The sequence below is a fragment of the Paenibacillus sp. TSA_86.1 genome (assembly GCF_052691815.1).
In genome coordinates, this window is the sequence record NZ_JBQZGE010000012.1 from 104,755 (window position 1) to 119,687 (window position 14,933).

General features: G+C 45.5%; 14 protein-coding genes. 13 read left to right on the top strand and 1 reads right to left on the bottom strand.

All coding sequences use genetic code 11. From position 1 onward, the window contains the following. The first annotated feature begins 101 nt into the window (after positions 1-101). The 13 genes from nusB to ACUTVW_RS20315 all read left to right on the top strand — a co-directional run bounded on the left by nusB (position 102) and on the right by ACUTVW_RS20315 (position 13,696). Positions 102-554, top strand: coding sequence for a transcription antitermination factor NusB (nusB, locus tag ACUTVW_RS20255; protein ID WP_434750461.1), 453 nt, complete (start codon positions 102-104; stop codon positions 552-554). A 103-nt stretch (positions 555-657) separates the two neighbouring features. Next, entirely contained in the window at positions 658-1,515 is an 858-nt protein-coding gene (folD, locus tag ACUTVW_RS20260) for a bifunctional methylenetetrahydrofolate dehydrogenase/methenyltetrahydrofolate cyclohydrolase FolD (RefSeq protein ID WP_445647435.1), read from the top strand. 10 nt (positions 1,516-1,525) lie between these two features. After that, positions 1,526-2,887: an exodeoxyribonuclease VII large subunit gene (xseA, locus tag ACUTVW_RS20265; RefSeq protein WP_445647436.1), complete on the top strand. Its 1,362-nt coding sequence runs from the start codon at positions 1,526-1,528 to the stop codon at positions 2,885-2,887. Next, entirely contained in the window at positions 2,877-3,134 is a 258-nt protein-coding gene (gene xseB / locus ACUTVW_RS20270; RefSeq protein WP_445647437.1) for an exodeoxyribonuclease VII small subunit, read from the top strand. Before xseA ends, xseB begins: the two co-directional genes overlap by 11 nt. Beyond that, on the top strand, positions 3,109-4,032 hold the full coding sequence (locus ACUTVW_RS20275) for a polyprenyl synthetase family protein (protein WP_445647438.1): 924 nt from the start codon (positions 3,109-3,111) through the stop codon (positions 4,030-4,032). Before xseB ends, ACUTVW_RS20275 begins: the two co-directional genes overlap by 26 nt. Positions 4,033-4,318: 286 nt before the next feature. Further along, on the top strand, positions 4,319-6,226 hold the full coding sequence (dxs, locus tag ACUTVW_RS20280) for a 1-deoxy-D-xylulose-5-phosphate synthase (RefSeq protein ID WP_445647439.1): 1,908 nt from the start codon (positions 4,319-4,321) through the stop codon (positions 6,224-6,226). A gap of 46 nt (positions 6,227-6,272) precedes the next feature. Beyond that, positions 6,273-7,118: a TlyA family RNA methyltransferase gene (locus ACUTVW_RS20285; protein WP_445647440.1), complete on the top strand. Its 846-nt coding sequence runs from the start codon at positions 6,273-6,275 to the stop codon at positions 7,116-7,118. Between the two features lie 85 nt (positions 7,119-7,203). Continuing rightward, positions 7,204-7,689 (top strand): hypothetical protein, encoded by a 486-nt coding sequence (locus ACUTVW_RS20290; RefSeq protein WP_445647441.1) that lies wholly within the window; start codon positions 7,204-7,206, stop codon positions 7,687-7,689. Positions 7,690-7,776: 87 nt separating this feature from the next. Then, positions 7,777-8,226 carry a transcriptional regulator AhrC/ArgR gene (gene ahrC / locus ACUTVW_RS20295; protein WP_434750469.1) on the top strand — a complete coding sequence of 150 codons (450 nt, stop codon included), beginning with the start codon at positions 7,777-7,779 and terminating at the stop codon, positions 8,224-8,226. A 23-nt stretch (positions 8,227-8,249) separates the two neighbouring features. Beyond that, positions 8,250-9,968 (top strand): DNA repair protein RecN, encoded by a 1,719-nt coding sequence (recN, locus tag ACUTVW_RS20300; protein WP_445647442.1) that lies wholly within the window; start codon positions 8,250-8,252, stop codon positions 9,966-9,968. 120 nt (positions 9,969-10,088) lie between these two features. Continuing rightward, positions 10,089-11,417 (top strand): SpoIVB peptidase, encoded by a 1,329-nt coding sequence (gene spoIVB / locus ACUTVW_RS20305; RefSeq protein WP_445647443.1) that lies wholly within the window; start codon positions 10,089-10,091, stop codon positions 11,415-11,417. A gap of 204 nt (positions 11,418-11,621) precedes the next feature. After that, positions 11,622-12,434 carry a sporulation transcription factor Spo0A gene (gene spo0A / locus ACUTVW_RS20310; RefSeq protein WP_434750472.1) on the top strand — a complete coding sequence of 271 codons (813 nt, stop codon included), beginning with the start codon at positions 11,622-11,624 and terminating at the stop codon, positions 12,432-12,434. Positions 12,435-12,727: 293 nt separating this feature from the next. After that, complete coding sequence (locus tag ACUTVW_RS20315; RefSeq protein WP_445647444.1) at positions 12,728-13,696, top strand: GGDEF domain-containing protein; 969 nt, start codon at positions 12,728-12,730, stop codon at positions 13,694-13,696. A gap of 448 nt (positions 13,697-14,144) precedes the next feature. On the opposite strand, the gene ACUTVW_RS20320 is transcribed toward ACUTVW_RS20315, so the two are convergent. Further along, positions 14,145-14,753: a hypothetical protein gene (locus tag ACUTVW_RS20320; protein ID WP_445647445.1), complete on the bottom strand. Its 609-nt coding sequence runs from the start codon at positions 14,751-14,753 to the stop codon at positions 14,145-14,147. Positions 14,754-14,933 lie beyond the last annotated feature (180 nt).

Below are 14,933 nucleotides of genomic sequence, written 5' to 3' on the forward strand. Positions count from 1 at the left end.
AGAGCCATGGGTATCCTGTATAGGGTAGGGGAAAATAGTGGTTTCTTGAATTTAAAATAAGCATGATGACGCTCAGGATAGAGCGCTGCAGGAGGCAGGACATGAAAAGACGTTTGGCGAGGGAAATTGCAGTACAAAGCCTGTATCAGATGGAAATGAACGAAGTAAGCGCAGCAGAAGCGGTGAACATGCTGATTACAGAGGCGGCTGAGGATAATGAAACAGAAGTTGTCATTCGTGATGAAGAAGTGATGCGTAGCTATGTTACTGAAATAGTACAAGGTACATGGAGTCATAAGGAAGCGATTGATGGTTTGCTTGTGGATTATTTGAAAGGCTGGCAGCTCAGCCGGTTGTCTCGTGTAGACCGTCAAATTTTACGTTTGTCTACGTATGAAATGGTGTTCCGTGACGATGTTCCGGCCAAAGTTTCGGTTAACGAAGCGATTGACCTCTCGAAGTATTTTGGTACAGATGAGTCTGGAAAGTTCGTCAATGGTGTTCTTGGCCGTATGATTCAGGAAGTGGATAGTATCAAGCAAAAATTATCCTAGTGGAACGTCCTCGATAAAGTAGAGTGGACTGATGAGCTTTTCTGTAAGAATGTATCTAGATCGTTTTATCTAATATATGTTCATATAAGGGAGAGAGAGTACAATGACAGCATCTATTATTAACGGCAAAGAAGTATCCCAAGAGCTCCGCGCTAGCATGACTGCAGAAGTGAAACAGCTTAGCGAACAGGGGGTAGTACCTGGTCTGGCAGTTGTGCTCGTCGGTGAAGACCCGGCATCTCAGGTTTATGTGCGTAATAAGGAAAAAGCATGTCACGACCTCGGTTTTTATTCCGAAGTACATCGTTTGGATGCAGGTACATCTCAAGCTGATCTGCTTGCTCTTGTGGACAAGCTGAACAATCAGAAATCGATAAATGGCATCCTGGTGCAGCTTCCATTACCAGGCCATATTGAAGAAAAAGCGGTCATCGATGCGATTGCTGTAGAGAAAGACGTAGATGGATTTCACCCTGTGAATGTAGGGAATCTGGTTATTGGTGATGACAGCTTGCTGCCATGTACTCCGGCAGGTGTCATCGAACTGATTAAACGAACAGGTTTGGAAATGTCCGGTAAACACGCAGTAGTTATCGGTCGCAGTAACATTGTAGGCAAACCGGTATCCTTGCTGCTACAGCGTGAAAATGCAACCGTGACGATGTGCCACTCCCGTACGGCCAACATGAAAGAAATTACGCGTCAGGCCGATATTCTTGTCGTGGCGATTGGTCGTGCTAATTTTGTGGACGCAGATTATGTAAAACCAGGCGCTGTTGTTATCGATGTGGGCATGAATCGTTTGGATAACGGAAAACTTGCAGGTGATGTGGATTTTGAAAGTGTAAAGGAAGTCTCTGGTCCAATTACTCCTGTTCCTGGTGGCGTGGGTCCAATGACCATCACAATGCTGATGAAGAACACTTTGGTCGCCGCGAAGCGCGCTCACGGATTGGCCTAGGTATCGATCTGTGGCAGATCAGAAAATCTATTCTATCAAAGACCTGAACCGTTATATCCGGATGAAACTGGAATCGGATCAGGTTCTGTCGGACGTCTGGCTGCGCGGAGAGATTTCCAATTTCACGCATCACTCCAGCGGCCATATGTATTTTACGTTAAAAGACAAGGACAGCCGGATCAAATCGATCATGTTTGCATCCCATAATCAGCGGTTACCCTTTGTACCGAAGGAGGGTGCAAGGGTTATTGCGCGTGGCAATGTTTCGGTGTATGAACGGGACGGGCAGTATCAATTTTACGCGACACATATGCAGCCAGATGGTATTGGTAGTCTGTATTTGGCCTATGAACAACTGAAAAAGAAACTTGAGGATGAAGGTTTGTTCTCTCCTGCTCGCAAAAGACCTATTCCGCGTTATCCACAAACGATCGGTGTTATAACGTCTCCTACAGGAGCTGCGGTTCGTGACATCATGATCACACTCCAGCGCAGATACCCATCGGCAAGAGTGGTGTTATATCCTGTACTCGTTCAAGGCAAGGGAGCAGCTCCATCCATCGTTAAAGCGATAAACAACTTTAACCATATGGATGAAGCAGATGTGCTTATTGTCGGGCGGGGTGGTGGATCACTCGAAGAACTGTGGGCTTTTAACGAAGAAATTGTAGCTCGCGCCATTGCGGCTTCAACCATTCCAGTAATATCTGCGATTGGTCATGAAACGGACTTTACGATTGCAGACTTTGCTGCGGATTTGCGTGCTGCGACACCAACAGCGGCAGCGGAACTTGCTGTGCCGAATCGTGCAGAGCTACTGGAACAGATTGCACGAAGACAGCGTCAGTTACAAAACAGTCTGAAGCAACGTGCTGTATATCATCGTGAACGCCTAACTCGTCTTCAGCGCTCACCAGTGTTGGTGCATCCGCGCAGAACGTTGATGCAGCACACCGAACGACTGGATATGCTTCATCAACGCTTGCAACGTAGCGTGAATACTCGTATGAAATGGACAGTGGAAAAGCAAGAACGGTTGCGTACAGCTTTGCAGCGCTTCAATCCTCGGGAACAGGTGAACACAGCTCGCCGGGATAACGCGGCGGCGCGAAAGCAGCTTGAACTTGCGATGAGGTCGATCACGCGTAGCAAACAGCAACAATGGAAATCAGTGGTTCGGCATCTCGACGCCCTTAGTCCGCTGAAAGTAATGTCACGTGGTTATAGTCTCGTCTACGATGAGCACGAGCAGCAACTGGTCAAATCCATAAATGACGTACAGCCGGGTGACTCGGTGAAAATCAAATTAGCGGACGGACAGCTGGACTGTCAGGTCTGGGGAATGAAGGAGGACAACAACCATGGCGAATGAACCGGAACTGAATTTTGAAGAGGCAATGGCGGCACTGGAAGAAATCGTAGGTCAACTGGAACATGGGGATGTTCCTCTGGAGCAGGCGATTGATTTGTTTCAGCGCGGAATGAAACTTTCCCAGTTATGCGGTCTGAAGCTGGAACAAGTGGAACGTAAGATTGAAATGATCGTAGAAGAAGATGGAGAGCTTCGCAAGAAGCCATTTGGCACGGCTGACGATGAGAGCGGTGAGATTCATGAGTAACCGTGTATCATTCGAAGCTTATCTTCAGGAGATTACTGGTGAAGTCACCGAAGCGCTGAAGCATATCCTTCCTGAACACTGGGATGTGCCACGTTCGCTAACGGAATCCATGCAGTATTCCTTGATGGCCGGCGGTAAACGTCTTCGTCCACTTTTGGTCGTTGCCGCGGCGGAAGCCTTCGGAGCGGAGCGGACAGCTGCGATGCCGGTAGCCTGCGCCGTGGAGATGGTTCATACGTATTCTTTGATCCACGATGACCTGCCTGCTATGGATAATGATGATTACCGTAGGGGAAAATTAACGAATCACAAAGTTTATGGCGAAGCTACAGCCATTCTTGCAGGTGATGCACTGTTGACCCATGCTTTTTACAGCATTGTTCAGGCGGGGCTTCATGGTGGGGTACGTGCTGAGGCAGTGTTAGCTATTACCCAGGATTTAGCAGAACTTGCGGGGGCCAGAGGTATGGTTGGCGGTCAGGTTGCGGATATGGAAGGTGAGCAGGGGATGACGGATCTGTCACAGCTCCAGTACATTCATTTGCATAAAACAGGCGATTTGATTGTTTTCTCCCTTCTTGCAGGTGCCCGAATCGGTGGAGCGACAGAAGGTCAACTTGAGGCGCTGCGAGTATTCGGGCGTGACTTGGGTTTGGCATTCCAGATTCAGGATGATATTTTGGATCTGACAGGCGACGAGCAGAAGATGGGAAAAAAAACGCAAAGTGACGTCCATCAGCAGAAGGTAACCTATCCGTACTTTATTGGGATGGAAGCTTCAATCGCCGAGGTGAAATCACTCACGCAATCTGCTAAAGATGCACTGGAACGAGCGCAATTGCCGGATGCTTCACGGTTAATGGAGATTGCCGATTACTTAATGAGTCGTGATCATTAAGATTTGACGAAGTCAACTGATTCAATGTGAGATGAGCGGTGTAATGGTAATAATGGTCTTTTCACGTCATTAAACGTACGTAAGCATGTTCCCATTATTCAAGAATACATAGTACAGAGCGTCGGATATGATCCGTGAACGAATAACTCGTAATCGGATGTAATGGGCTGTAAATTATGATTCTTGTTCTTTTATGGTATAATGATTCAATGTTATTCAATCCATTACGCATAATAAATGATATACATCCAATAAACAAACATTCTAGGAAAGCGGGGAGATTCTCGTGCTGCTTCCACAAATTAAACAACCCAGTGATCTAAAGGTGATGTCACAGGATGATCTTGCTCTTTTGTCAGCAGAGATCCGGCAGTTTCTAATTGAAAAGCTGTCTGTTACAGGTGGGCATCTTGCGCCGAACTTAGGAGTGGTTGAGCTCACGGTGGCCCTGCATTACTGCTACAATAGTCCAACGGATAAAATGATTTTTGATGTAGGGCACCAGGCATATGTTCATAAAGTTCTGACGGGGCGAATGGATCGCTTTGATACCTTGCGCCAACAGAACGGATTATGCGGATTTGTCAAACGGAACGAAAGTGAACATGACGTATGGGAAGCCGGACACAGCAGTACTTCTTTGTCAGCTGCTATGGGTATGGCTCTCGCTCGTGATCTAAAAGGTGAGGATAATCAAGTTATCGCGATCATTGGTGATGGAGCGCTTACGGGGGGGATGGCGTTTGAAGCTTTGAACCATATCGGTCATGAACAGCGGAAGCTGATGGTTATCCTGAATGATAATGAAATGTCTATCGCACCCAATGTTGGAGCGATGCACAAATATTTGAGTAAAATTCGTTCAGATCGTCATTATTTGAAAGCAAAAGATGATGTAGAAGGAATTCTCAAAAAGATTCCGGCCATTGGTGATCGTCTGGCGAAGTCAGCGAGCTGGATTAAGGATAGCGTCAAATATATGATGGTTCCTGGTGTTCTTTTTGAAGAACTGGGTTTCACGTATTTAGGACCAATTGACGGTCATGACATATCACAATTGGTTGAAGCGTTCAAACAGGCTGACAATGTGGATGGTCCTGTGATGGTTCATGTGCTTACTACCAAGGGCAAAGGTTACCAGCCTGCTGAGGCCGATTCTCATAAGTGGCACGGTATTTCACCATACAAAATTGAATCAGGTCAAGTGCTTAAAGCGGTTGGCAAACCGATGTATACGGAAGTGTTTGGTCAGACACTGATTGAGCTTGCCAAACAGGATAAACGTATTGTTGCTGTTACACCTGCCATGCCTACAGGTTCGGGTTTGATTCCGTTCAGCAAAGAGTTTCCGGATCGCATGATTGATGTGGGGATTGCTGAGCAGCATGCAGCCACAATGTGCGCGGCACTGGCCATGGAAGGGCTGAAACCCGTCTATGCCGTCTACTCTACGTTTATGCAACGTGCATATGACCAGATCGTTCATGATATCTGTCGCCATAATGCAAATGTGATATTTGCAATTGATCGTGCAGGTTTCGTTGGGCCTGACGGTGAGACACATCAAGGGGTATACGATGTTGCGTTTATGCGTCACATTCCGAATATCGTACTAATGATGCCAAAAGATGAGAATGAACTGCGCCACATGATGAAAACGGCGCTTGATTATAATGAAGGTCCGATTGCATATCGTTACCCGCGTAATAATGTGGTAGGTGTACCTTTGGACGATGTTCTGGTGCCAATTCCAATCGGAACTTGGGAACAGTTACGGCCAGCAGAAGGGTATGCCATTATAGCATCAGGATCGATGGTTCAGCTGGCTGAGGAAGTAGCAGATACCGTTAAGCGTGATGGAATGAATGCTGGCGTAATTAATGCACGTTTTCTCAAGCCGTTAGATGAACAAATGCTGCGCGATCTGGCTGTCCGGGGGACAAAACTGATTGTACTTGAAGAGACCTCTCAAGCGGGCAGTATGGGAAGTGCGGTGTTGGAGTTCTATGCTGAGCAAGGAATGCATGATGTTCATGTGCACTTGATGGGCATCCCGGATCGTTTTATCGAGCATGGCAGCATCAAGGAACAGCGTGAAGAAGTAGGTCTTACATTGGAGAATGTATGCGCCGAATTGCGCAAAATGGCGGTTCAATCTTCATACGGAATGTCCAAAACACGGTTCCCTTCCTAATCATAGTATCAAAACGTAATGAATTATTAGCGGATAGGAGAAAGACATGTCACTCCCGAAAGAACGAATTGATGTGCTGCTGGTGGAACAGGGTTACTACGAAAGCCGTGAGAAGGCAAAGGCTGCAATTATGGCTGGACTTGTATACGCCAATAACGAACCGATTGAAAAAGCGGGCATGAAAATTCCCAGGGATGCTGAACTGAAGGTAAAAGGCTCGGTGCATCCTTATGTAGGCAGAGGTGGACTAAAGCTTGAAAAGGCAATCCGTCACTTCAGTCTGGATATGAATCATCTTGTCATGCTGGATATCGGTTCATCCACCGGTGGTTTTACAGATTGTGCTCTTCAGCATGGTGCATCTCACGTATACGCTATTGATGTCGGATATAACCAGCTGGACTGGTCCCTGCGTAATGATGAGCGGGTCACCGTTATGGAACGAACGAATTTTCGTTATGTCACACCTGAGGATTTAAATGGTCCTGTGCCAAACTTTGCAAGCATTGACGTATCCTTCATTTCCTTGCGAATTATCCTTCCGCCTCTGCTCGCTCTGTTGCAGCAACCTGCGGATATTGTGGCGTTAATTAAACCACAGTTTGAGGCGGGGCGAGATAAAGTGGGGAAATCCGGGGTTGTTCGTGATCCAAAGGTGCACAAAGATGTTTTGCAGACGATGTTACATTTTGCGAATCAACTCGGGTTGAATTTGAAAGGTCTGACGTTCTCGCCTATTACAGGCGGGGAGGGCAATATCGAATTTCTCGCACACTGGCGTCTGGAAGCACCGGAGGCAACACAACCAGAGAACGACGAGGCTTCACTTGATGCACTTGCAGATCAGGTGGCAAAAGAAGCTGCACATACTTTTACGGGAAACTCATCATAGGATGGGTTTCTTTTCGCTGGAAAGATGTTTTGGGATAAAGGAAAACGGTTGTTCAATCTCGAATATGTCATCGAGGTGAGCCGTGATGAATGGTCAATATGACACCATCGTTATTGGTGTTTTTGCTGTCTGTTTGATCGTATGGTTGTTTATCGGATTGCGTAGTTGGATGAATCGGCCGATCCCGGTAAGCTTGGCAGAATTGCAGCTCAATGAGAACATTCAAGATTCTCCAGCCCTGTCTTTGCTTGAAGCAAATGGGTATGACGTGATCAGCGGGAAAATGAAAGTACCTCTAGCCTTTGAAACAGATGATTCTGTATTATACAGCAGGTTATTTATTGATTATGTCGCGGAGCGGGAAGATGCCAGGTACTTGGTCAAAACATCTCGTCGCAGACAACCGATCGAACTGAGCGGGCCTGCGATCAGGGATCGTTTCCTTCCGTATCTGTTATTATATCCCGGATGTGAAGGATTACTGTATGTAGACCTCGAAGATTCCGATATTATTGTAATCAGGCTTATGGATTATCAGGAAGACGTGTATGATGGAGAGGACATGGACTAATATATAGCAAGCATAAATAATGGATCGAACAGCACTGCGGCGAAGCAAATGCCGCTGAATTGCAATATATTTTAATTGGAGGCATATATGAAAGGACAACGACATATTAAGATTCGTGAAATTATTAGTCAAAATGAAATAGAAACCCAAGATGATCTGGTTGAAGCGCTTCGTAAATCGGGTTTTCAGGTTACGCAGGCAACAGTATCTCGGGATATCAAGGAACTCCTGTTAATCAAAATTCCAATGGATGACGGGAGATATAAATACTCCTTGCCTACTGATCAACGCTATAATCCGATTCAAAAGCTTAAGCGTGCTCTCGTGGATAACTTTCTTCACATTGATCACACGAACAATCTCGTGGTCATGAAATGTTTGCCGGGAACAGCGAACTCCATTGCTGCACTGCTTGACAATATTGAGTGGACTGAAGTGATGGGCACGATCTGTGGAGACGATACCATTCTTATTATTTGCCGTACAGAAGAAAACAGCGTCACTGTTATTGAGCGCATCATGGGATATATTGCTTAAATCAGCCGGAGGTGTTTTTGCAGATGTTAGTTACGTTATCGATTCGCAATCTCGCCGTGGTGGAAGAAGTGGATGTGGTCTTTCATCCGGGATTTCATGTGTTGTCCGGGGAAACCGGTGCAGGTAAATCCATTATTATAGACGCTCTCGGTTTGATTGCCGGGGGACGAAGTTCAGCCGATCTGATCCGTTATGGATGTGACAAGGCAGAGATGGAAGCGCTGTTCGAAATGGAACCCAGTCATCCGGTGTGGAGCACGTTAGAAAAGCTGGGTATTCATTGTGAGCCTGAAGAGCATCTGGTGATTCGGCGTGAATTGAACACACAGGGCAAAAGTACGTCACGGATTAACGGGCAGCTTGTAAACTTGACGATGCTACGCGAAGTGGGCGAGAAGCTGATCAACATACATGGTCAACATGAGCATCAGAGTCTGCTGCGTGCAGAAAGTCATCTCGGACTACTGGATACGTACGGCTCCGATATCATCGGTCCGGTTAAAGCAGGGTATCAGGAGCGATACAGCAAATTTATCGCGGCCGAGAAAGAGTTGCGCGCACTTCAGGAGTCAAGCCAGCGGGCTTACCAGCTGCTCGACATGTATCGTTTTCAACTGGAAGAGATTGCCGCTGCTGGCCTTACCCGCGGGGAGGATGAATTACTCGGCGAAGAACGGGTCAAACTATCCCATAGCGAGAAAATGATGGACAGCGTTGCTGGTGCATATGAGCTGCTGAGTGGTCAACGAGGGTTAGAGGCGGTAAGTATCGCTTTATCCCGGATTGAGGATATTTCCGGATATGACAGCAAAGGATTGCAGCCTATTCTGGAGCAATTACAGTCTGCTTTTTATCAACTGGAGGATGCCGCGTTTCAGTTGCGGGATTACCGTGAACGCATCGAATTCAATCCTGGCAGATTAGAGGAAGTCGAGCAGCGATTGAATCTTCTCTCCGGCCTGAAGCGTAAATATGGGGACAGTGTAGAACTTATTATGAATTATTATGAACAGATCAGCTATGAAACCGACCAGCTCGAGAACAAGGATGAACGATTGGAGAAGCTCCGTTCTGAACGAGACAAATTATTGCTGCTTGTGATGGAATCGGCTGAGGAGCTTAGTAAAGTACGCAAGCAATGTGCAGAGGAACTGGCTGCTCAGGTGGAGAGCGAGCTCAAGGACTTACAGATGGAGAGAACGTCACTTCGGGTTCAGATTGTGCCAGCGGAAGATACAAAAGGCATCGAATGGAATGGACGCCGTATACGTTTAAGCCGCCAAGGTGCCGACAGTGCGGAATTCCTGATATCACCCAACCCAGGAGAGCCTCTCCGTCCATTAGGCAAAATCGCTTCGGGTGGAGAATTATCCAGAATGATGCTGGCGATGAAAAGTATTTTTGCTCGTCATGATCGGATTCCGGTATTGATTTTTGACGAAGTGGATACAGGGGTTAGCGGCCGGGCAGCACAATCCATTGCAGAGAAGCTTCATCGTTTGTCTTCAACGTGCCAGGTGTTCTCCATTACTCACTTGCCACAAGTGGCTTGTATGGCTGATCATCAGTATCTGATCGAGAAACATGTGTACGACGGACGTACGATGACTCAAGTGGAATCGCTGTCTGATGAAGGGCGAGTGAAGGAGTTGGCACGTATGCTTGGTGGTGTGGAAATTACAGAAAAAACATTGCATCATGCACAGGAAATGCTGAATTTGGCGGAAGCCAAAAAAGGGTGAAACGAACGGCTGGCGTAATGTTTGACAGTAATAAAAGCCTGGGGGCAGGGTTATCTTAAAGGTACGCAATTGGCGACCACCTTTCGTCAAGCGAAAGAAGCAAAGGGAGTGTGACAGCCATTGAATTCCCCCCTCAGGAGAAAATTGTTAGGTCTTTTATTTGCTTTCTTTCTATGTGTACTCAGCCAGGTTATTCAGCCGATGCAAAGTTATGCTTCCTTGCCTGATGAAGTTCAGGTATTTGCAGGCAGGCAAGCAGACGTCAGGCTTGCAGTACCTGCCGGTTCAAGCGCAGTCGTTGATCGGCCGGATATCGTTGGACTGGATCATCAATCTGCGTTGAAGCTCAATCGGCAGCAACCCTTGCATCTTCATCCTCAACAGACGGGACATGCCAAATTAACCTTGAAATTATGGGGGAAAATTCCTGTCAAAACCGTAAATGTCAAAGTAATTCCTGATTTACGTGTCGTTCCCGGGGGTCAAACCATTGGCGTTAAAGTTAAATCTGCGGGTATTCTGGTTGTTGGACATCATCTGGTACGTTCTAATCCGGATGAACAAAAATCTCCAGGTGAAGCTGCGGGTATCAAATTGGGTGACTTGATTACGCATATGGATGGCAAACGTCTCGATGGTGTGGCGGGTGTATCCGAGGCTGTAGAACTTGCAGGCAAACGTAATCAGGGGATTGATGTCGTTCTGAAACGTGGCAACGAAACGATTAAAACCAAATTAACTCCGGCGTATGATGCAGAAGATAAAGCGTGGAGACTTGGATTGTACATTCGGGATTCAGCGGCTGGTGTAGGTACGCTTACCTTCTATGCACCGGATCAAGGGGTATATGGGGCATTAGGTCATGTTATTACGGATATGAATACTCAAACATCCATCGTTGTGGGTAGTGGTCAAATTGTACAGTCTAACGTGACATCCATTGCGAAAAGTGAGAATGGTGATCCGGGTGAAAAAAGAGCCCATTTCCTTAAAGAAAGCAAAATCTTAGGCAATATTGAACGTAATACGGCGTTTGGTATCTTCGGTAAAATGTCTCAAAACCCGGACCACAGTTTGTATTCGCAAGGCATTCCCGTTGCTTTTTCACATGAAGTGAAGGAAGGGCCGGCCGAAATTCTGACTGTGGTGGATGGGCAGCAGGTAGAACGTTTCTCGATCGATATTGTGCATGTTGCCGATCAATCGGAGCCAGCGACAAAAGGGCTTGTACTCCGTATTACAGACCCTAAGCTGATCGATAAGACGGGTGGCATTGTTCAAGGGATGAGTGGCAGCCCGATCGTTCAGGATGGCAAGCTGATTGGTGCAGTAACCCATGTATTTGTGAATGATCCGAAATCAGGTTATGGATGCTTTATTGAGTGGATGCTGCAGGATGCCGGTGTGATGATGAAAAAAGATCAAGCAAAAAACCTTAAGGCTGGATAAACAGCTTTAAGGTTTTTTTGTCGAAAGTAAACATATTATATCGGTTGTTGAAATAAAATATTTATTATAAAGGATCAAGAAAAAAAAATAAAGAAAAATAATTTTCGACAGAAGGAATTTCACTTGGCGTGTCGAAAATTTAACGTGTAAGGAAATGTACGAAATTGTAAAAGAAAAGGTTTTAATTAAAAGGAGGATACCGTTTTGCAAAAAATTGAGGTATTGCTGGCCGATGATAACCGTGAATTTACGAATTTGCTTGCCGAATATATATCCGAGCAGGAAGATATGGAAGTAACCGGTATTGCATACAATGGTGAAGAAGTACTGCAATTGCTGGAACAAACTCGGGATGTACCGGATGTGTTGATTCTGGATATTATCATGCCTCATCTGGATGGACTCGGTGTGCTGGAGCGTCTGCGCGGTCTGAATCTGTCCCCGCAGCCTAAAGTAATAATGCTTACTGCATTCGGCCAAGAGAACATCACACAGCGTGCCGTGCAACTCGGGGCTTCTTATTACATTCTCAAGCCGTTTGACATGGAAGTATTGGCGAATCGGGTACGTCAGCTTGTTGGAACGCAAACAACCATGTCAACAAGCAGCTCATCTTCCTCTATGTTTATGAACAAGTCCAATGTTGTACCCATGGGCAAACACAAAAATTTGGATGCAAGCATCACGTCAATCATACATGAAATCGGAGTTCCTGCGCATATTAAAGGATATCAGTATTTGCGCGAAGCCATTACGATGGTGTACAACAATATCGAAATTTTGGGAGCGATCACGAAAACGCTCTATCCGGCCATTGCCGAAAAATTCAAAACCACGCCGTCCCGCGTCGAACGTGCGATCCGTCACGCCATTGAAGTGGCGTGGACGCGCGGTAACATCGACAGCATCAGCCACCTGTTCGGTTATACGATCAACATCAGCAAGTCGAAACCAACGAATAGCGAGTTCATCGCGATGGTCGCTGACAAGCTGAGAATTGAGCATAAGGTTAGCTGAAAGGATCCGGAATAAAATGAGCAGCACCTCTCCGATAACTCGCTCACGGGCGAATAGTGGAGGGGTGTGTTTTATTTTGACCCAAAAGTATACCCTATTGATATGTCAGTAAAGTGCACTACACAAAAAAGCTTAAATGTGACTTTATACCTAAAAATATATAGAATCAAGCAAGGAATTGGTGTTTTTTTCGAAAAATTTACCTGAAGTTAACGCTTTTTTAGGTAAAAAGTGGTACGATGTGACCACTGATAGATCAAAAGTGACATGGTTGATGATATGGCGAGGAGTTGATGGATGTGTTTACTCAAATAGGTGAAATAGCTGAACCGATTCCAGTCGTGCTGCCTGAAACCAAGTGTGATGCCTTATATCAACTGTTTAAATCAAATCCGAATCTGGAAGGTGTAGCGGTTACAGGCAAAAAGGGCATTTCGTTAATGATGCGAACGCGATTTTTTCAACAGATCGGCACACAATATGGATATAATCTGTACATGGGGCGTCCTGTGAAACTGTTGATGAACGTGAATGCACTGGTCGTGGACTACTCGGAACAGATTACAGAAGTCAGTGTTGCAGCGATGGAGCGTGAAGAATCCGATCTGTATGATCTGGTTCTAGTAACATCTGGAGATCGATTCCATGGAGCGGTAAGCATTCGGCGTTTATTGCTGGCGGTTGCGGATGTTCGAGCTGAAATGGCTATTTTCATGAACCCGTTAACAGGGCTTCCCGGCAATCGAATTATAGACGACCGATTAGTTCAGGTATTGAAACAGGATCAGTTCAGTGTTCTATACATTGATCTGGATCAGTTCAAATCGTATAACGACAGTTATGGCTTTAAACTGGGGGACGAGCTGATACAAGCAACCGCCGCCTTACTCCGTGAGCATTTTGGAGTAGCAGAGGCGTTTTTAGGCCATATCGGCGGAGACGATTTTATCGCTATCCTGAACAATCATCAGTATAAACAGGTCTGTGAAGAAGTCATTTCCCAGTTCGAAGAATTGAAGAGAGGTTTCTACAACGAACAAGATTGGAGCAATCAATATGTGATGGGCGAGGGCCGCTCGGGATTGAATCGACCTATTCCTTTAGTGTCTGTATCCATTGCAGTAGTGACCAATCTCTATCAAAGATATGAAAATATTAATCAAATTATTGATGAGGCAACTCGTGTGAAAAAAAGCTGCAAATCCATTAACGGCAGCATTATTTGTGCCAATGACATGAAAGGGGAAGCTGTACGAAGTTAACTGCAATCAAAATTAGATATTACATAAACTTATGTGTTCGTTTAACGGAGAAGTGACCTTGTTAAAGCTGAAACATCGAAGTAAAACAAGCCGATTTTTGTAAATAATTAATAATCAAAAAACCGCTGCGGTTCGGAGAAAACGTCTCAAAAAAGCGGTTACCTGGATCAAAACCCAACAAATGACGAACGATATGTTAAGCACACTCAGGATAGTTTGGTGACACGAAACTTGCTTCATTATGTATTTCCTTAGATTCGAATGTCTACAGATGAATAAGCTGAAGCGGCAGGTGCGCTTGTTTTGTCTGGTACAGAGCTGCTTAGGCGTCCCTGATCTGATTTTTCGTCATTCGCCGTACTCTCTTTCGGCTCAGATGCTTTCGATTTTCCACGTTCAATCTCCTCCGAGACTTCTTTGGGTGAAGCTACAGATGAGGGAAGCTTTCCTAAAGTTCATGAATTTCTGCTGCCATCTCTTCGATGTTATGATTCACTTTGCTCATTTGGGACTCTATATCTTGCACAGCTTCTCTTCTTTTCTGAAAAACGGTGAGTTCTGCGTTCTCCAGCATATGTGTTTTGCCAAGATCTTTGCTTGTGTCGTTCTCCAGTACAATCCGATCCATGCGAGTTCTTCCTTCAATGGTATGAGTAGAACTTTGCATTCTGTCCCTCAAACCAACTAGCTTTCCCATCTGATCATAAGTCCGACTATGCTTGATAAGATGATCCAGCGAGGGGGTCTGCCGATCCTCTTCTGATTTGAGCTGTTTCTGCTTCGTTTGATCCGTCTGTGGTGATTTATGTTTCTCTTCCATCTCTTCCGCTTTGATCTGAGCAATACGGCTATCAATCTGCGCAATAGAACCGGTTAACGATTTGATGCGTTCCGCCTTCGTTTTGATATCCATTTCATCATTGGATCTAACCACTTGAATTTGTTCATTGAATTTTACTTTCTGCTGCATCAACCCTTGAATTTCTTTATCTCTGTTGGAGGTTGAGTTAGAAGGGGTGAAGAAGCTGTTTTGAGTTGCAGGTGATATCGAATTCATGTGCCCATCTCCCTTTTATTAAGTATGGCCGTGGTCATTTATACATATATCGGATGGTAAGAAAGATAAATGAAGGTTCCACACACTCATAAAAGTGCATTTCTTTACGCATAGTATTGCGAACTTTAGCAAGATAATTGATAATGGTTATCAATGATTGTAAAAAGTTTTAGCCAAAAT